15 protein-coding genes are annotated in these 17,630 nt (G+C 66.6%); 9 read left to right on the top strand and 6 right to left on the bottom strand.

Annotation, left to right across the window (positions count from 1 at the left end):
* The first annotated feature begins 85 nt into the window (after nucleotides 1–85).
* Nucleotides 86–2,203: an alpha/beta hydrolase family protein gene (locus MUN85_RS07525; RefSeq protein WP_250506138.1), complete on the top strand. Its 2,118-nt coding sequence runs from the start codon at nucleotides 86–88 to the stop codon at nucleotides 2,201–2,203.
* On the opposite strand, the gene MUN85_RS07520 is transcribed toward MUN85_RS07525, so the two are convergent.
* The 3 genes from MUN85_RS07520 to MUN85_RS07510 form a co-directional block, all read right to left on the bottom strand.
* Nucleotides 2,200–2,367 carry a hypothetical protein gene (locus MUN85_RS07520; protein ID WP_250506137.1) on the bottom strand — a complete coding sequence of 56 codons (168 nt, stop codon included), beginning with the start codon at nucleotides 2,365–2,367 and terminating at the stop codon, nucleotides 2,200–2,202. The genes MUN85_RS07525 and MUN85_RS07520 overlap by 4 nt on opposite strands.
* Nucleotides 2,354–2,680, bottom strand: coding sequence for a hypothetical protein (locus MUN85_RS07515; protein WP_250506136.1), 327 nt, complete (start codon nucleotides 2,678–2,680; stop codon nucleotides 2,354–2,356). Before MUN85_RS07515 ends, MUN85_RS07520 begins: the two co-directional genes overlap by 14 nt.
* Before the next feature lie 104 nt (nucleotides 2,681–2,784).
* A complete protein-coding gene (locus MUN85_RS07510) occupies nucleotides 2,785–5,508 on the bottom strand; it encodes a prealbumin-like fold domain-containing protein (RefSeq protein WP_250506135.1) in 2,724 nt (907 codons plus the stop codon).
* Nucleotides 5,509–5,811: 303 nt separating this feature from the next.
* On the opposite strand from MUN85_RS07510, the gene MUN85_RS07505 reads away from it, so the two are divergent.
* From MUN85_RS07505 to MUN85_RS07485, 5 genes are all read left to right on the top strand, one after another.
* On the top strand, nucleotides 5,812–6,669 hold the full coding sequence (locus MUN85_RS07505; RefSeq protein ID WP_250506134.1) for a prolipoprotein diacylglyceryl transferase: 858 nt from the start codon (nucleotides 5,812–5,814) through the stop codon (nucleotides 6,667–6,669).
* A gap of 9 nt (nucleotides 6,670–6,678) precedes the next feature.
* Nucleotides 6,679–8,331 carry a radical SAM protein gene (locus MUN85_RS07500; RefSeq protein WP_250506133.1) on the top strand — a complete coding sequence of 551 codons (1,653 nt, stop codon included), beginning with the start codon at nucleotides 6,679–6,681 and terminating at the stop codon, nucleotides 8,329–8,331.
* The gene (locus tag MUN85_RS07495) at nucleotides 8,328–8,651 is read left to right on the top strand and encodes a hypothetical protein (RefSeq protein ID WP_250506132.1); all 324 of its coding nucleotides are present in this window, start codon (nucleotides 8,328–8,330) and stop codon (nucleotides 8,649–8,651) included. Before MUN85_RS07500 ends, MUN85_RS07495 begins: the two co-directional genes overlap by 4 nt.
* Before the next feature lie 3 nt (nucleotides 8,652–8,654).
* Entirely contained in the window at nucleotides 8,655–9,296 is a 642-nt protein-coding gene (locus tag MUN85_RS07490; RefSeq protein ID WP_250506131.1) for a DUF4199 domain-containing protein, read from the top strand.
* A gap of 87 nt (nucleotides 9,297–9,383) precedes the next feature.
* Nucleotides 9,384–12,830, top strand: a complete 3,447-nt coding sequence (locus MUN85_RS07485) for a DEAD/DEAH box helicase (RefSeq protein ID WP_250506130.1) — start codon at nucleotides 9,384–9,386, stop codon at nucleotides 12,828–12,830.
* On the opposite strand, the gene MUN85_RS07480 is transcribed toward MUN85_RS07485, so the two are convergent.
* Nucleotides 12,827–13,327 carry a GNAT family N-acetyltransferase gene (locus tag MUN85_RS07480; protein WP_348647965.1) on the bottom strand — a complete coding sequence of 167 codons (501 nt, stop codon included), beginning with the start codon at nucleotides 13,325–13,327 and terminating at the stop codon, nucleotides 12,827–12,829. The two genes, MUN85_RS07485 and MUN85_RS07480, sit on opposite strands and share 4 nt — an antisense overlap.
* Nucleotides 13,328–13,357: 30 nt before the next feature.
* Nucleotides 13,358–14,623, bottom strand: a complete 1,266-nt coding sequence (ilvA, locus tag MUN85_RS07475; RefSeq protein ID WP_250506128.1) for a threonine ammonia-lyase IlvA — start codon at nucleotides 14,621–14,623, stop codon at nucleotides 13,358–13,360.
* 71 nt (nucleotides 14,624–14,694) lie between these two features.
* On the opposite strand from ilvA, the gene MUN85_RS07470 reads away from it, so the two are divergent.
* Entirely contained in the window at nucleotides 14,695–15,330 is a 636-nt protein-coding gene (locus MUN85_RS07470) for a CYTH domain-containing protein (RefSeq protein WP_250506127.1), read from the top strand.
* Nucleotides 15,317–15,553 (top strand): hypothetical protein, encoded by a 237-nt coding sequence (locus MUN85_RS07465; RefSeq protein ID WP_250506126.1) that lies wholly within the window; start codon nucleotides 15,317–15,319, stop codon nucleotides 15,551–15,553. The genes MUN85_RS07470 and MUN85_RS07465 overlap by 14 nt, the downstream gene beginning before the upstream one ends.
* 10 nt (nucleotides 15,554–15,563) lie before the next feature.
* Here MUN85_RS07465 and MUN85_RS07460 read toward each other — a convergent pair whose 3' ends face one another.
* Nucleotides 15,564–16,436 carry a cytochrome c biogenesis CcdA family protein gene (locus MUN85_RS07460; protein WP_250506125.1) on the bottom strand — a complete coding sequence of 291 codons (873 nt, stop codon included), beginning with the start codon at nucleotides 16,434–16,436 and terminating at the stop codon, nucleotides 15,564–15,566.
* Nucleotides 16,437–16,536: 100 nt separating this feature from the next.
* Between MUN85_RS07460 and moaA the strand changes: the two genes are divergently transcribed.
* Entirely contained in the window at nucleotides 16,537–17,625 is a 1,089-nt protein-coding gene (gene moaA / locus MUN85_RS07455; RefSeq protein ID WP_250506123.1) for a GTP 3',8-cyclase MoaA, read from the top strand.
* The last annotated feature ends 5 nt before the right edge of the window (nucleotides 17,626–17,630 follow it).

Below are 17,630 nucleotides of genomic sequence, written 5' to 3'. Positions count from 1 at the left end.
CAAAACCTCGCCGAGTCACGAATGCCCATCTGCCCGCCATAAATAGATCGTACGCCCGTCGCACCTGCCCCCTACGATGGGAGGCATGACCCATCTGGATGACACCGCTGCCAACGCCGCCACCGACGAGAAATCCGCTGAGGAAGACAGCGCCCCCACCACCCCGCGCACCGACGGAAAGATCTTCGACGATCTCAGGGACTTCGTCGCCGCACCGCGCTTTACCTCCCTTGTGACCCGAAAAGCCGATGACGAACGCGACGCCCGCGCGATCGCCGCCGTCACCGAGCTGAACAAGAAGGGCGATGCCTACACCACGCGCCTCGTCGAACTCGACCCCGAAGGCGGGCCCGCACTCACCCTTACGCGCTCCAAGAAGGGCGAAGCGCTCGTAGGGATCGGCGAACGCGGCGAACTGTACTTCTCCTCCCAGCGTCCCGATGAAGACAACGACGACGATCTCGACGTCGCGCTGTGGATGCTGCCCCCACGCGGCGAGGCCCGCGTCATCCTGCGGCGCCCGGGCGGCGTCAATTCTGTGATCGCGGCCGGCGGCAAGCTGTACATCACCGCGCAAACGCTCACCAACGCCACCGACGAGGAAACGAACCGCGAGATCCTCAAGGAACGCAAGGACGGTGCCATCAGCGCGATCCTCCACGAGGACTTCCCGGTGCGCTACTGGGACCACGATCTCGGCCCGGCCTACCCGCGCCTGTACGTCGCTGACGTTCCGGACTTCGACGGTACTGAGCAGATCGAGCTGAGCGAACTTCCCATTCCCGACGGCAAGCTCCAGGCAATCTCCGTCGCCGATGACGGCTCCTCGCTCCTGCTCACCATCAACCGCCCCCACGCCGGAACCGACTCCCGCTCCTCGGTCTACCACCTCGTGCCGGGCAAGGACGCCACCCCGCTCGCCATCGCCCCCGCCTTGCGCGAGGAGAGCGACGGCGAGGACAGCGACGATCTCCTCGAGTTTTACGCGGGCGATATCAGCCCCGACGGTCGCCGCGCGGTCCTCTCCGTCACGACGGGGAATCGAGATGGCAAGCCGCTTCGCGACTGGGCCGAACTTGTGGACCTGGAATCGGGCGAACGCCGGCGCCTCATGCCGGACTTCGATGACTGGCCGGGCTCGATATCCTGGCTCGACGACGAAGCCCTCATCATGCAGGCCGATCGCCGCGGCCGAGTCAGCCTTTATCTCGTCGACGTCTCCAACGGCGATGCGGACGAGGTCACACTGCTGACCGACGGCGACGAGTCCTTCTCCAGCGCCCAGGTGCTCGATGCCGCAACGATCCTCGCCCTGCGCTCCTCAATCTCTAAGCCTGCCGTCCCCGTGCGGATCGACGTCGCGACGGGCGAAGTCAGCGAGCTCGCCCCGGTCATTCCGATCGTCGAGCCCGTTGGACAGCTCACCGAGGTCACCGCCACGGCAGAAGACGGCACCGAGGTGAGGGCCTGGCTTGCCCTGCCCGAGGAGATCCCAAGCGGTGGCGCACCCCTACTCGTGTTCGCGCACGGCGGCCCCTGGGGCTCCTGGAACGATTGGACCTGGCGCTGGAATCCGGGCCCGTTCGTCGCCAAGGGCTACGCGGTCCTGCTCCCGGATCCGGCAATCTCCACTGGCTACGGCCAGCACATGATCGACCGCGGCAACGACGCGATCGGCGACGCCCCCTACACCGACATCCTCGCCCTCATCGACGCCACCATCGCCCGCGACGATATCGACGGCGAGCACACGGCGCTGCTCGGCGGCTCCTACGGCGGCTACATGGCCAACTGGATGGCCGGGCACACGGGCGACCGCTTCCGCTGTATCGTCACCCACGCCTCCCTGTGGGATATCGACATCATGGGCCGCACCACCGACAACGGTGTCTGGCACGAGTGGATGCACGAGAGTCAGAGCGCCGCATACTCCCCGCACGAGCACGTCGCCAATATCGAAGTCCCCATGCTCGTGATCCACGGCGATAAGGACTACCGCGTCCCCATCTCCCAGGGCCACGCCCTATGGCACGCCCTCCTGCGCGATTCGAAGGCCACCGGACACAAGTTCTTGTACTACCCCGACGAGAACCACTGGATCCTCAAACCGCAAAACTCGCGCATCTGGTACGAGACGGTCCTCGCCTTCGTCGACGACCACGTCCGCGGCAAGGGCTTCGTTCGCCCCCGCGAACTCGGCTAACGCCCGCGCTCGCCCTCGGCCCCCGGGCCGGGGGCGGCGCCCGCCGCGACGAGCTCGCGCAGCTCGGCGATCTCGGCCCGCAGCGCGCGAACCTCGCTCAACGTCTCACCGTGAGCGCGGCTCTCGCGCTTCTTGCGCTCCTCGCCCTGGTCATCGATCTTCACGCAGGAGCCGCAGGGGTTGGAAGAACAGGCGCACGACGATGGCGAGGTCGAGCAGGTGGGTTCGCACGTAGCGCAGGTGCGCTCGAGCAACGTAGCCGCGCAGCACGAAGTCGATTGCGAAGAACACCCAGATGACGTGGCTGGCGAACTGGAGCGCCTGCGCGGTACTGGGCGCGAGAACGGGCTTGAGGATCGGCGTCGCGTAGCACACGAGGAATGCCACGGCCGCGAAACTGAGGGCGATGTCGGCTTTGGCCTCGTAGTTCTCGAGGCGTTCATCGCGCGCCGGCGGGGAGCTTACTGAGGGGTGCATGGTCCAACTCTAGGGCCGCGGGCATGCCGATGGCCCCGGGCTCAGTCAGACCCGGGGCCATCGTTGCCGGCGGTTATAGGGAGGCTACCGGCATCGCCTACACGCTATGCGTGCCGTTTACGGGTGGCCGCAATACCTACGGCTCCGCCAAGGATGCTCATGAGAGCGAGCATCGCCAAAAGTCCGGAATCCTCACCGGTCACGGGCATCTCGGGCTTCGGAGTCGGCTTGACCGGCGGCTTGCCGGGCTTTTCCGGAGCGGCGAGACACCACTCGTTTTCGGTCATGTCGTTCCAGTCGGTTCCGCCAATCTCGACGTAGTTGGTCACGACCTCGCACGTGCCCGGATCGATCTGGAATTCGCCGGTGTAGGTGAAGGTGTAGGGCTCACCGTCGCGCCACTGCAGGGTGGCGTCGGGGTGAACGATTACACCGTCGTCTGCACCATTGAAGTAATCCTTGACGACGATCTCCTTGTGCACTTCGGTGATGTCGGTGTTGAGGTCTTCCCACCAGTCAACCGCGAACTCGGAGGTGGTGGACTTGCCATCGCCCCACTCGACGGTGACGGTGTTCTTGTCGCCTGCGGCGCCTACGAAGTCTGCGGGCAGATCACAGGAGTACTCGAACTCGGTGAAACCGCCCTTGCCGAGGGAGCCCTCTTGGAAGGGTTCTCCTTCGATGGTGCAGGTGTAGGTTTCGCCATCGGCACCAACGAAGGTGTCAGACACCTTGTAGTCGACCGTCCAGTCGTTCGGGTTGGTCACGCGAATCCAGCCGGTCAGGGCGAAGTCGGAGTCGGTGAACTCGCCGGGCGTCACGACGATCGAGTAGTCCGCGGTGCCCTTGCCCGTTTCCGGGTCAATGACAACGGAGTCCTCAACGAGGGTCTTTTCGATGTCCCAGTCGTAGGTGCGAGTCAGGCTGGGGCTGAGCGACTTGATGCCGGTCAGGTCAGCCTCGACGCAAATTTCGACTGTCGCATCGTCCTCGACGATCGGATTATCCGGCAGGTCACCCCACACGGATGCGACGTTGACGACCTTGTAGCAGCGGCCGTCCTCCGCGCCTTCCGGTGCGGGCACGTTGACCTCGTAGGTCTTTTCGTAGACGTTGTCCGCATCGCCGTAGGTCAGCGTCCATTCCGGATCGAAGGTGAACTTGTTGTCCTTGATCGTGACAGTCTTGTCGATCTCGCTGACCGTCGCCTCGGTGAAGAGCACCGGTGCGGTGGCAACCGCCGGGGAGTCCGACATGCCGTACAGCGGCTTGTAGGACACTGTCGCGGTGTTCGTGCCATCGGCCGGGATCTCGCCATCGGGGTAGGTGCACGTGTAGTTCACGCTCACCGTCGACAGTGCTGGCACCGAGGTTGGTGCGGTGAGTGTACAGGTGCCGCCGTTATCGACGACATCGGTGACATCGACGATCTCGATCGCAACACCATTAAGGTTCTCGATCGAAATCTGGCCGGTGACCTGCGCCGCCGAGTAGTCGATGCCCAGCTCGCTGACCTTGACGGTGTAGGCGATCAGGGCGCTACCGCCGGGCATGACGATCGCGCTTGCGGGCTCGGCCATCTTTTCGATGCCCCAGTTGAACTTCGCGATGTAGGAAGCCGTTGCCGTCTTGGTGACGACGAGGTCCTCGTACTTCGGAAGCATGTTGGTGAAGGTGCAGACCCAGTTATCGCCGTCAGCAACCGGCACCGTGGCGGTGCTGCCGCTGTAGGTTGCGCCGGCGCCGCCGACACAGCTCACGTCGTACAGCTCCCAGCCAGCCGGAACGTTCTCCGTGACCGCTGCCGTGCCAACGCCGACCCGGTAGGTCACCGACTCGCCATCGGCCAGGTGGATGTCCGAGGTGGAGGCGTAGGGCGAGGTGAGAGTGAAGTTGAACTTCGTCCCATCCGCCGGATCGGCCTTCTTCACGATGGTGATGTTGCCGGCCTTGACCGCGTCGGACTTCATCGAACGGTCCTGCTGGCCCACGTTGCCGCACGACAGCTCAATGATCCGCGTGTGGTAGGGCGAGCCGTTGATGCTGCCCGCCCCCATGCCGGGTCCGTAGTCGAGCTCGCTAGCAACGTGGGTAGAGAACAGAATCGTGTGTGGCCCGGCAGTATCGGCAGCGAACTGCAGGGTGTAGTTGATCGTGGCGCCGTTATCCTGAATGCCGATAATCGTCGCCCCGGAGTCCACGCGAAGGGCGTCGAAGGCATACTTGCCGTTGACAATCTTGTCGATCTGGACGACCACCGTCGCGGGCTCGCCCGGGGTCTGGATATCGACAATTGCGCGGCGCGGCACCCAATCGCCCTCGGCGTATGCCGAGTTGTTGCCGTTCAGGTTGCCGTTTTGCCACGCACCAGCAAGGTTCGCCCACTGGTTGTGTTCGACGACCTGACACTGCGCGTCGGCCAGGACCTCGACCGTCTCTTCGGCCTCTTCGGCTTCGGGTTCGGTCGCGGGGGCCTCGGGCGTCGAAGCTTCCGCTTCGGTTGGAGCCGTGCCAGTTTCGACGGCGTCCTTGTCGGATTCTTCAGGGGCTGGAGCCGGAGTCGCTTCCTTCGGTGCTTCCACCTCAGGAGCGGGGGTTTCCTCGGTTGCTTCGTCCGCCACGGCCTCTGTGGTAGCTTCCCCGACTACCTCAGTTGCCACGACGGGATCGGCGTTATCCGCCGTCTCATCATCTGCCAGCACTCCGGCCGACAGGGAGAAGTTCAACCCCAAGACGAGCGCGGCGGTCGTGGCAATTGCCAGACCCTTCCGCTTCGGCTCAGGGTTTGGCGAGCGCGTTCGCGCTCCCCAAAATCGCCTGAAACGCATGTTATTCCACCCGAATTACGTGTGTGCATCGCACAGCTTGCGGCTGGTTTCAGTCAGCCGCACCGTCCGTGCGACATTGCAGGACATATTAATTGTGTCACCATTTCGGGATTTTGGTCACCCGTGAGAGGTAACAATTTCCGTGAACTCAAGTTTGTATGCAAACATCGAGCTAGTGTGCGGCCCTTATGGCGGATTTGCGCGTTTTTTGCTCTTCGGCGGTCTCGGGCGCGCGTGGCTTGACAAGTGACGTGCCTGTGTCGTGTTTCAACTTTCGAGATCACGCCATGGCAGACTCAAACCATGTTCCCCACTCTCGGCGACTTGTTCGGCATCACGCTGCCGATCGACACCCACGCCTTTTTCGTCGGCGTTGGCGTCCTCGTCGCTGGAATCGTCTTTTGGTGGGAGGCCAGACGTCGGGGCCAGACCTCCGATGCCGTCCTCTATACCGTGCTCGGAGCGCTGCTCGGAGCCGGGATCTTTATGCGCCTTGGGACCTGGCTGCAAAGTACCGACCTGCGAGAGAACGCGACCCTCGCCGAGCAGTGGGCTTACGGAAACCGCTCCATCATTGGCGGGCTGTTCGGAGCATGGCTCGGCGTACACATCGCCAAACGCCTGACCGGCTATCGCGAACGCACCGGCGACCTGTACGCCCCGGCCGTCGCTGCCGGCATGGCCGTCGGTCGCATCGCCTGCCTGTTGACAGAGAACCCCGGAACGCCGTGCCCGGCATGCGCGCTGGGTGCCACCTGTCACGCTACCAACGGCGTATGCGGGATTGGACTAACCCTCGACCCCGAGACCGCTAGCCGCCTGGGAGCGCCGGCCGGCGTGGCACTGCACCCCTCCTTCGTCTACGAAATCCTCTTCCACGCCGCCGCGTTCGCCGTGTTGTGGTGGTACCTGCGTAAGCGCCTGAACGCCCCGGGCGAAATGTTCGTCCTATATATCGCGGCCTATGCGCTCTTCCGATTCGGCGTCGAATTCGTCCGCGGCAATGAGGTCGTCTTCGCTGGCCTCACCCGGCCCCAACTGGTCCTGGCTGCGACGATTCCGCTGATCTTCGCGCGTATTGGGTATGGCTACCGCCACGGCCGCTACGACTCGCTGCGCCGCGGCAGCACCGTAGACGACCCGGCGCGAGCGCTCCGGTAGGCTCCAGGTATGACGCGCAACACCTTTGGTGGGCAGAAGCAGGAGGGGACCGGGATGCCGCTGCGCGGCGACCGCATCCATCGCTACGTCAACTCCTTTTGCCCCACCTGCCACGACGAGGATCCCAGCCGGCCCCTGGCCGATGTCGAGCGACTCTCGGGCTGGCTTTCGGTGCGCGACGATACCGTCTGGCTGGAGCGAGCCTGCCGCCGCCATGGCTGGATCCGCACAATGTATGACGAGAATCCCGAGATCCTGTCGTATCTAGAAGAGTGGACCGCACCGACCAAGATCCACATGCCCGACGAGCCCGGCAACTTTCGGCCCGTTCCGGAGGCCTTCGCCTACGGTTTGCCTGAGGTCCACTCGCAGCACACGTGCATCCTCCTGCAGGACATCACCGATCACTGCAACCTCAAATGTCCGACGTGCTTCGCCTCCTCCTCACCGCAGCTCGCGGCCGTCGCGCCGCTCGCCGAAGTCCTCGCCAACATCGACACCCGGCTCTCGCGCGAGCGCGGCCACCTCGATGTCCTCATGCTCTCCGGCGGCGAACCCACGCTCTACCCGGAGCTTGCCGAGCTCCTCGAGGAAGTCACCGCGCGACCGATCACGCGCATCATGGTCAACACCAACGGGTTGACACTCTCGCGCGACGACGAACTCCTGGATCTGCTTGCGCGTCACCGCGAGCGCGTCGAGGTCTACCTGCAATACGACGGCGAGTCCGAACACGCCTCCCGCCATCACCGCGGCGGCGATCTGCGCGCGATGAAGGACCGAGCAATCGAGCGCCTCACCGGCGCCGGCATCTTCGTGACCCTCACGATGACGGCAGCGCTCGGCATCAATGACGACGAGATCGGACACGTCGTCAATCGCGCCCTCGATACCCCCTACATCGGGGGAGTGGCGATCCAACCCGTTTTCGGTTCGGGCCGTTCGGCGGGCATCGATCCGATGAACCGCCTCACCCACACCGGCGTGCTCGCCCGCCTCGGCCCACAAACCGGGGGTCGGGTGACCTGGCGCGATCTGACCGCGCTGCCGTGCTCCCACCCCCACTGCGCATCGGTCGGCTACCTCCTGAAAGACGATGCCGGCGTGTGGCGCTCCCTCACCGAGATCATGGGCCACGATCAGCTCAAAGCCTGGCTCGATCTCGAGCCCGAACTCCTCGCCAACCGCATCGCCGACGCCGAGATCCCGAAGCAACTGCGCGAAACGGTGAAAAACTCGCTGCTCGATCTGCTCTCCGAGCAAAACTCCCTGACGCACCCCAACCTCACGAGCGCGTGGCGCGATGTTTGCACCGCGTGCGACCTCGGCATCTCTACCCTGGCCACCCTCGCCGCGGGACGCCTGCCCGGCGGCCGCGAACGCATGCGCGCCCTGCTCACCGACCGCGTCGTGCGCATTACCGTCAAACCCTTCATGGACATCTCCACGATGCTCGAAGAACGCCTCACCCAGTGTTGCGTCCACGTCGGTACCAAATCTCCGGCCGACGCCCACCAATGCGCGCCGTTTTGCGCCGTCCAGGCGTGGGGCCCGCTCTCCGATTCACGGCTCTCCACGGCGACGAACGCGCGCGCGACGGCGGCGTCCAGCGAGCGCGTGCCCGTCGCGCTCGGCGCCCCGAGGTTCCGGGAGGATTCATGACAGCGAACACCACCCCGCCGTGGCACGAAGAAATCGCCGCGATGCGCAAGGACGAACCCTTCGACCCGCTACGGCTATGCATCTACGCCACGGTCGCGCTGCTCGGTTGGCTCGCGGGCCCCTTCGCCCTGCTCGTCTTCGCCGCCTTCGGTCTTGCCGCCTATATCCGTGCCCGCCGCGCGGGCCTACTGCGCTCCAAGTGCTACCTGCGAGACACCCGCCTCGTCATCGGCTACCTGGCCGCCCTCGCCATCGCTGCCATCGTCGGCATCGTGCTTTTCTTCACCGACACCACCCTGCTCGACTTATTTCGGAGCTAGATCATGACTGATAACCCGTGGCGCAGCCCCTCTGGCGACGACGAGCAACACCGCCAGCCTGACTTCTCCCAGTTCGGCAGCCCAACCCCGCAGGGCGGGCAAGGCGCCAGCAGCGATGACCGCTACCGCCCGGGGACTGGCGACCCCTTGGGTTCGAAGCAACCGGGTGAACCGTTCTCGCCGATTGTGCCGGAGGAGACCTCGAACCAGCCATATTCACCCAATCAGCCGACCCCGCCTAACCAGCCGAATCGGCCCGACCAGCCGGCCGTGCCGGGCGCCCCGGTCCCCGGCGGCACTAACCCCTTCCAGCACACCGGCGTCGCACCCGGCTACGATCCGAACCGGCCGTACGGCGAACCTGAAAAGCGCACCTTCCTCCAGCGCGTCAGCCATGGCCCCGGCTGGGGAATCCTCGCCGGTTTGATCTGGACCACCCTCATGGTCTACGTGTTCTTTTCCGGTCAGAACCCCGGGTCTCTCACCTTCTTCTTGGCCGTCCTCGCGCCCCCGATCGCGTTATTGTTCGTCAATGGCTGGCGGCGCTTCGCACTCGGCTGGCTTATCGTCTTCGCCCTGTCGCCGATCATTCTTGCGGGCGTGTGTATCGCGTTCATCGCAGGTTTCAGCGTTAGCGGGGGATGAGGGCGCCTGCGACACACGTGAGATTTCCGACGCCCCCACCTGAGATGAGGAACGCAAGGTCGATCCTCGTCGGCTTATCCTTAAGGGATGAGAATCGGGGCCGCCCGCGCCAGCTGGGCACGTGACTTCGCGGCCGATTCCTATCATCTGATCGCCGACGAGGACCTGCTCGAGCGTGCGCGCGTCCTGGCAACCGAGGACCGCGTGCGGATGCTCGTCGTCTCGGAGCAAGGCGAAACGATCATCGCGACGATCCGTCCGCTGACCAGCCGCGGGGTGGAGAACATTCGCGTCAGCTACGACGGCCAGACGCTCTCCTCACACTGCAGTTGCGATGGCGCCAACCGCGCCGACGAGCCATGCGTCCACGCCCTGGCGGCGATTATCGCGGCGGCCGAGGACGACTCGCCGGCCGCGGCGCAGTCCTCCGACACACAGCAGGGCTCCTCGCGCGCGACTGAGCCCGCGCGCGAACCCGAGCCGGTAAGCGCTCGGCCGGCGGATGCACCGTCCTCCCGGGTGGGCCTGGAATTCTCCCTCACGCCCGATGACCACGTCGAGGTCCGACCGGTGCGCCGCACGGGCGAAAACAAGTGGATCGCCTCCGGCAATAGCTGGGAGGCGTTCACCGATCCGGCGGGCGTGCGGTGGGCGACGACGGACCAATCGGACGCGATCTTCGACCTCTACCAGGTCTTCCTCCTCGCGCGCCGGCAGGTCTACGCCTACGGCTCGCGCCGCGTCCAACTCGATACCCTCGGGCCACGCATCTGGCCGGCGCTCGCAGCCGCGCGGGACGCGGGCGTCGTCTTCGTGCCCGGTTTCGGCCTCGGCACGAAGACCATCGCCCTGCTCGATGACGCCTACGCGCCCGCCGTCGACATTCGAGAGCGCGAGGACGGCCTCGACGTCAGCGTCCTGTTGCAGCCGCCGACGGGCGCCGCGAGCCTGCCACCCCCGGCCGGCAGACTGCTGCCGCTTGGCTCGCCGATGCACGGTGCCCTCGTCGTCGGCCAGGGCGGCGCCAAACTCGTGAGGCTGCCGCGCCCGAGCATCGAGGACGTCACTCGCCTCGCCGCCGCCGGCCGCCGCCGCATTCCGCTCGCCGGCAAGACGGCGTTCTTCGCGCGGGAACTGCCGCGCCTGGCGCTGCACGTCGACGTCGTCTCCTCCGATGATTCCGCCGCGCTGCCGGAAGCAACGCGTCCCCGCCTTGCGGCCTCCGCCCAGTCAATCGCGGGCGCGCGACCCACCGTCGCGCTCACCTTCGCCCTCGTCGATCACAGCGCACGCGAGCTTGATATCGACGCCCCCGCGGCGCCACTTTCTGCCTTTTTCCGCGATGACGACGTCACCGCCGAGCTCGGCGGCCACCTCCTGCGCGCCCTGCGCGCGGCCGCACCCGCCGCCCTCGGCCGCCTCCTGCCCACCGCCGAGGACCGCACCGAGGACGGCACCTGGCACCGGCGCATTGTTGGCGTCGACGACGTCCGCCTCGCCGCCGGTGAGCTCCTCGCTTGGCTGGGCGACCAGCGCGATATCGACCTCGGCGAGATCGCGATCGCCGTGCCCGACGAGCAGGCCTCTACCCCGCACGTCGCCATCAGCGCCGCCACCGCACCCGCTCCGACCGCTGGCGCCGCCGCACCCACTGGCGCCTCCGGCTGGCTCGATCTGGACGTGGACGTCACCGTCGCCGGCGAGCGCGTCCCCTTCGAAGCGCTGTTCTCGGCGCTCGCGGCCGGCGCGGAAAAGCTCCACCTCGCCTCCGGCCGCTGGATCGACCTCGCCCACCCGAGCCTCGACCCACTGCGCACGCTCATCGAATCCGCCCGTTCGCTGCACACTCGCACCGAAACCGGCCGCGGCGAGCTTTCCGTCTCCAGCTACGACGTGGCGGCGGCCGAAGCCCTGGACGCGATCGGCGATATCGGCGACGCCAAGACCCGCGACTGGGTCGATCGCCTCCGCTCGCTGACCGCCCTCGCCTTGGGCGACGCCCCCGAGGCCGCCGCCGTTCCCGCAACCGTTAACGCCGAGCTGCGGGACTACCAGCAGCGCGGCGTCGCCTGGGCGAACCACCTGTGGACCTCCGGCCTCGGCGGCGTCCTCGCCGATGACATGGGCCTCGGCAAAACGCTCCAACTCCTCACCACGATCGCGATCGCCAAGGCCGACCGGCGCCTGCCGCGCCCCGCCCTCGTCGTCGCCCCCACCTCCGTCGTCGGCGGCTGGGTTGAACAGGCCGCGCGCTTCACGCCGGACCTCTCCGTCGTGCCGATCACGCGCTCGGCCGCCGCCGCGGGCCACGACCTCGCCGATCTCGCGGCCGGCGCCGATATCCTCGTCACGAGCTACGCGATCGCCCGCATCGATGCCGACGAGCTCGCCGCGCTGGGCTTTTCCGCACTCATCATCGACGAAGCCCAGTTCGTCAAAAACCCGAGCTCGAAGACGTTCCGCGCGCTGCGCGATATCCCCTCCGACGTCGTCATCGCCGTCACCGGCACGCCGCTAGAAAACTCGCTCACCGATCTGTGGGCGATGTTTGCGCTCACCGCGCCCGGCCTGCTCGGCACGCTCAAGCAGTTTCAGCGCCGCTTTAAAAAACCAATCGAAAACGCCGACGCAACCGCCGCCGCCGAAGCGAGCTCCGCCGCCGCCACGGAGCCCGACCCAAGCGATCGCCGCGCGCAGCTGCGCCGCCTCATCGCGCCCTTCCTGCTGCGCCGCACGAAGCGCGACGTCGCCTCCGAACTACCCGAGAAGCAGGACCAGATCCTCGCCATCGAACTCACGAGCGCGCACCGCCGCCGCTACGACGAGCAGCTGCAGATCGAACGTCAGCGCGTCCTCGGCCTGCTCGAAGACGCGGACAAGAACCGCGTCGCCATCTTGCGTTCGCTCACCATTTTGCGTCGCCTCGCCCTCGACGTGCGCCTCGGCCCCCGCGACGCCGAGCCCGAGGACGGCGGCCCGCAGCGCCCACCGGCCCTCGCCACGAGCGAGCACCCCTCGGCAGCATCGGCCAAAACCGCCACCCTGATTCGCAACCTGCTAGAAATCTCCGCCGAGGGCCACCGCGCGCTCGTCTTCTCCCAATTCACGACCTACCTCGCGCTCGTCCGCCAGGAACTCGAGGCCGCCGGAATCGAGTACTGCTACCTCGACGGCGCCACCCGGCGCCGCGCCGACGTCATCGAGCGCTTCCGCACCGGCGACATTCCCGTCTTCCTCATCTCGCTGAAGGCCGGTGGCTTCGGGCTCAACCTCACCGAGGCCGATTACGTCTTCCTCATGGACCCCTGGTGGAACCCCGCCGTGGAAGAACAGGCCGTCGACCGCACCCACCGCATCGGCCAAACCCGCCCGGTCAACGTCTACCGCCTCGTCGCGGCGGACACGATCGAGGAAAAAGTCCTCGCCCTACAGGAGCGCAAGCGCCGCCTCTTTGACGACGTGATCGGCGACGGCTCGGACTTCGGCGCCGGCAGCCTCACCCCCGAGGACGTCCGCGGTCTCCTCGCCGATTAGAGCCGCGCGGAGTACTTCATCTTGACGTAGTCGGTGCCTGCGATGGTCTGGGTCCCCCGGGTCGCTTCCTGCTTCATCCCGCAGCGCTTGTAGAACGCCCGCGCGCTCGCATTGTCCTTCAGCACCCACAGGATCATGCGCTTGCAGCCCATCTGTTTGGCGGCCTCCTTCGCCTTGGCCAGCAGCACGCGGCCCGCGCCGGCCCGCAGGTGCAGCGGGTGGACGTAGAGCGCCGCGAGCTCCGAGTCGTCCGTTGAGGAATCCTCGTCGCGGCATGGCCCGACGGCCGCAAACCCAATGATGGTGCCGCCGTCTTCGGCGACGAAATAGCGCACCGGGCCGCCCTTGCGGATGCTGCGGGTGAACTTGGCGGTGCGGTCCGCGATGGAGAGCGAATCGAGCACTCGGGAGGGGATGAGACCTCGGTAGGCATGCTGCCAGGACGCGACGTGAATGCGGGCGACGGCCGCCGCGTCCGCAACGGTCATCGGGCGCACCTGTAACTCAGATCTCACAAGGGCACGCTACTACAGGACGAAACCGAAAACCGGCGAGTCGGGTGAGATCTTCTCAATCGCAAGGGGAGAGGCCGCCATTCGGTCGAGTAATGCGGGTAGCGCCTCGGGTCCGGCGAGATCGATGCCGACGAGCGCGGGCCCCGTCTCACGATTCGTCTTCTTCGTGTATTCAAACAGCACGATGTCATCGTCGGGGCCGAGCGTATCGTCGAGGAAATGCCGCAGGGCGCCGGGCTGCTGGGGGAAGGTGACGAGGAAGTAGTGGCGCACGCCCTCGTGGATGAGCGAACGCTCCAGGACGTCGGCATAGCGGGAGACGTCGTTATTGCCGCCGGAGACGATGCAGACGATCGCGTCGGTTGCCTTGGAGGTACGCCCGAGTCCCGGGATGTAGCGCCGCGCCGCGGCCGAGGCGAGCGCGCCGGCGGGCTCGGCGATGATGCCCTCGGTTTGGTACAGGTCGAGCATTTCGGTGCAGACGGCGCCCGCGGGCACGGAGACGATGTCGTCGACGAGCTCACGCACGACCTCGAAGGTGTACTGGCCGACCTTGCCCACCGCGGTGCCGTCGACGAACGGGTCGACCTGCTCGAGCGCGACGGGCCCGCCAGAGCGCAGCGCTGCCTGCATGGAGGCGGCGCCGGCGGGCTCGACCCCGATGACGCGAATCGAGGGGTCGACGTGTTTTGCCCACAGCGCGATGCCGGAAATCAGGCCGCCGCCGCCGATCGGCACGATGATCGTTCCGACCTTCTCGCCCGCCTGCTCCAGCAGTTCCTTCGCGACGGTGCCCTGGCCAGCGATCGTTCCCGGATCGTCAAAGGGCGGCACGTAGATCGCGCCGGACTCAGCGGCGTACCGCTGCGCGGCCTCCGAGGACTGGTCGAACGTCACTCCCGTGATGACCTGCTCCACCCACGGCCCGCCAATGTCCTGGATACGATCGCGCTTTTGGCGCGGCGTCGTCGTCGGAAGGAAGACGTGGCCCTTGATGCGTAGCTGCCGGCACGCGAACGCCACGCCCTGCGCGTGATTGCCCGCCGATGCGCACGCCACCCCGTGGGCGCGGTCCGCATCGTTGAGCGAGGAGATCAGCGTGTAGGCGCCGCGCACTTTATAGGAGCGGCCCATCTGTAGGTCTTCGCGCTTGAGGTAGACGGGCGTGTGCAGATCGCCCGAGAGCCGCAGCGACATCTCCAGCGGGGTGCGCCGAATCGTCGTGCCGAGCCGCTCGGCAGCAGCGGAGATGGCAGCGGGCGAAAGATCGGCATGCATGAGCGCTATTGTGACACTCGCGCCCGCGCGCGAGCAGCCCGTTCCGCCATTGGGACGGCTACGCTAGTGGGATGGACCACGAAAACTTCGGCGATTTTGAGTTCGAACGACGGTTCTTTGTCGCCGAGCTTCCCGAAGCCATCACCTCCTCCCAGCGCCCGAGCGTCATGGTGCAGTCCTATCTCTTGGCCTCCGACGGCTACGCCGTGCGCGTGCGTGCCCAGGCCACCAACCCCTCCCGGCTGCCGACGCCCGCCGACGGTGCCGATGCCGTGCTCGAGATGATTGCGGACGACGTCGACTTCTGCGGCCTGACGGCCAAGGGCCCCTACGTCGGCGGCACCCGCTATGAGGCGGAGCGGGAACTCGACGTCAGCGTCGGCCTGGAAATGGTGCGCCGCGGCGGCGCGAAAGTCGCCAAACTGCGCTACAGCGCCTGGCTCGGGGAGGACGGCTGGGTGATCGACCAGTTCACGGGCGCGAACGCGCCGCTCATCATTGCCGAGGTCGAGCGTGGCGGCCCCGTCGTCGATCTCGTCATCCCGAGTTTTTGCACGCATGAGCTCACCGAGGACGCGCGCTTTTCCAACGACCGGCTCTCAGTCAACCCCTACCGCGCCTGGGCCTATGCTTTTCACGAGGAACTTGCGCGAACCGGCGGTACGTTCGCCACGAGCTTTGGAGACAACCAACATGAATCCCGATAGCAATCCGGCGCTCGTCTCGATTGCTGTTGCCCAGCTCGCGACGGCCGTCGCCTTCCTCGTGCTTGCCGTAGCCTCCTTTTGGTACAAGGGCCTGTTTTGGTGGGCCGCCGTCGCGGGCATCGCGTGGGTGGCGCTGTTCATCGCGATCAAGGTGATGGAACGACGTGCAAGCGTCCCGCCGGAGATGGACCGTATTGACGACGAGCGCCGCCGCCGCGGATAGGGCGAATAACTTATCCGACGTGCTCGGATGACGCGCGCGACTTCTCGCGTTTGACCGCCCAGATGAGCGCGCCAATCACGAGCAGGATCGCAATGCCGAGCAGGACGAAGACGTCGGGAATGCCGCGCGTCGCGTTGGTGACGGAGGATTCGATGCCGACCTGCTGATCGGGCGAGAGCAGGCCGCCGAGGTTCTGGGTGCCGTTCGTTACCAGCAGCAGGACGCCGATCGCGATGAACAGTAGCCCGCCGACGAAGGAGGCGATAGTCGTCTTGATGGGGCCGAGGTGAAGGGGGCGGGGGCGCAGCCAGCCGCGTTCACCGATCTTGAAGCGGTCCCACAGGGCGGCGAGGATGACGAGCGGCACGAGCATGCCGAGGGCGTAGACGGCGAGCACGAGGGCGCCGTAGGCGGCCGATCCGCCAAGGCCCGCGAGGGCTAGCACGGAGCCGAGAATCGGCCCGGAGCAGCCGCCGGCCACGCCGTAGGTCGCGCCCATGACGTAGACGGCGATCCAGCCGGCGGGATTGCGGTCGGCGCGGGCGGACTCGGACGTGCCGGCGCGGTCGGCCATGGCGGCGCCGGGCAGGCGGAAGGTGACGCCGAGCGCCATGAGGATTCCGAGCGCGATGACGAGGACGGCGCTGCCGATGATGAGTAAGTGGCGGTAGGTCACGAGGAGACGGCCGAGGCCCCCGGCGACGGCGCCGAGCGGTACGAGGGTCGTGAGTAGGCCCAGATAGAACACGCCCGTCTTTGCCAGCAGGTTGGTGCGCGAGGCAAAGGCGTAGGCGAAGAATCCGGGCAGCAACATGGCGGCGCAGGGGCTGAGCAGCGTAGCGATGCCGCCAACGATGGCACCGGCGAGTCCAATATCAGTCATCGCGGGCCACGATACCGCGCGAGTTTTTCTGCGTCGACGTGCGTTAGCTGACAGTGATGCCTTTTCGCCAACTCGCCTCGCTCGTCATAGGGTGGACGATATGTCCAGAACTCGTCGGGAAAAATCGGCCGGAGCCGCGGCGACCACTGCTGTGCCGCGCGGCGCGGACGGCCGTCCCATCCTGCGCGATGCCTACGGCCGGATCGCGCGCGATTTGCGCGTCTCGCTGACGGACCGGTGCAACCTGCGGTGCACGTACTGCATGCCGGCCGAGGGGCTGGACTGGTTGCCGACCGATGTGACGCTCACCGATGCGGAAGTCTCACGGCTCATCCGCATCGCCGTCGAGATTCTCGGCATCGACGAGGTGCGATTTACCGGCGGCGAGCCGCTGCTGCGGCGCGGCCTGGAGACGATCATCGAGCGGGCGGCGGTGCTGACGACCCGCCACGGTAGGGCGCCCGAGCTATCGATCACGACCAACGGGCTGGGGCTCGATAAGCGGGCGGCGTCGCTGAAGGCCGCGGGGCTGACGCGCGCCAATGTTTCGCTCGATACGCTCGATCCGCAGCGCTACGCCAAGCTCGCACGCCGCGACCGCTTCCACGACGTGATCAAGGGCCTTAAGGGGGCGCGGGCCGCGGGGCTCACCCCGATCAAGGTCAACACCGTCTTGATGCGCGGTGTGAACGAGGACGACGCGGCACCGCTGCTGCACTTTTGCCTCGTCAACGGCTATCACCTGCGCTTCATCGAGCAGATGCCGCTCGGTCCGCCGCACACGTGGGATCGCACGCAGATGGTCGACGCCGCCGAGATTCTGCGGCGGCTATCGCAGCGCTTCGAGCTGTCCCAAGAGCCCGCGCCGCAGGGCAGCGCGCCGGCAGCGGTCTGGCAGGTCGCGGCGGGCGCGGACCATCCTGCGGGCACCGTCGGCGTCATCGCCTCGGTCTCGCAGCCGTTTTGCGGTGCGTGCGACCGCACCCGGCTCACCGCCGACGGCCAGATGCGCACCTGCTTGTTCTCGCGCACCGAAACCGACCTGCGCACGCCGATGCGCGAGGGCGCAACCGACCTTGAGCTCGCCGAGATTTGGGCGGGCGCGATGGCAGGCAAGAAGGCCGGCCACGATATCGACGACCCGCGCTTCATCCAGCCGGGCCGCACCATGTCCGCCATTGGCGGCTAGGAGGA

This window comes from Bowdeniella massiliensis (genome assembly GCF_023634005.1).
Classification (GTDB): domain Bacteria; phylum Actinomycetota; class Actinomycetes; order Actinomycetales; family Actinomycetaceae; genus Bowdeniella; species Bowdeniella massiliensis.
This window is presented reverse-complemented; position numbering and strand designations above follow the sequence as displayed.

Bases quoted from the DNA above. Each gene is read 5' to 3' on its own strand.
- MUN85_RS07525 (WP_250506138.1), top strand. From the start codon at position 86: ATGACCCATCTGGATGACACCGCTGCCAACGCCGCCACCGACGAGAAA.
- MUN85_RS07470 (WP_250506127.1), top strand. From the start codon at position 14,695: ATGGACCACGAAAACTTCGGCGATTTTGAGTTCGAACGACGGTTCTTT.
- MUN85_RS07500 (WP_250506133.1), top strand. From the start codon at position 6,679: ATGACGCGCAACACCTTTGGTGGGCAGAAGCAGGAGGGGACCGGGATG.
- MUN85_RS07460 (WP_250506125.1), bottom strand. From the start codon at position 16,436: ATGACTGATATTGGACTCGCCGGTGCCATCGTTGGCGGCATCGCTACG.
- MUN85_RS07510 (WP_250506135.1), bottom strand. From the start codon at position 5,508: ATGCGTTTCAGGCGATTTTGGGGAGCGCGAACGCGCTCGCCAAACCCT.
- moaA (WP_250506123.1), top strand. From the start codon at position 16,537: ATGTCCAGAACTCGTCGGGAAAAATCGGCCGGAGCCGCGGCGACCACT.
- MUN85_RS07490 (WP_250506131.1), top strand. From the start codon at position 8,655: ATGACTGATAACCCGTGGCGCAGCCCCTCTGGCGACGACGAGCAACAC.
- MUN85_RS07485 (WP_250506130.1), top strand. From the start codon at position 9,384: ATGAGAATCGGGGCCGCCCGCGCCAGCTGGGCACGTGACTTCGCGGCC.
- MUN85_RS07515 (WP_250506136.1), bottom strand. From the start codon at position 2,680: ATGCACCCCTCAGTAAGCTCCCCGCCGGCGCGCGATGAACGCCTCGAG.
- ilvA (WP_250506128.1), bottom strand. From the start codon at position 14,623: ATGCATGCCGATCTTTCGCCCGCTGCCATCTCCGCTGCTGCCGAGCGG.
- MUN85_RS07495 (WP_250506132.1), top strand. From the start codon at position 8,328: ATGACAGCGAACACCACCCCGCCGTGGCACGAAGAAATCGCCGCGATG.
- MUN85_RS07465 (WP_250506126.1), top strand. From the start codon at position 15,317: ATGAATCCCGATAGCAATCCGGCGCTCGTCTCGATTGCTGTTGCCCAG.
- MUN85_RS07505 (WP_250506134.1), top strand. From the start codon at position 5,812: ATGTTCCCCACTCTCGGCGACTTGTTCGGCATCACGCTGCCGATCGAC.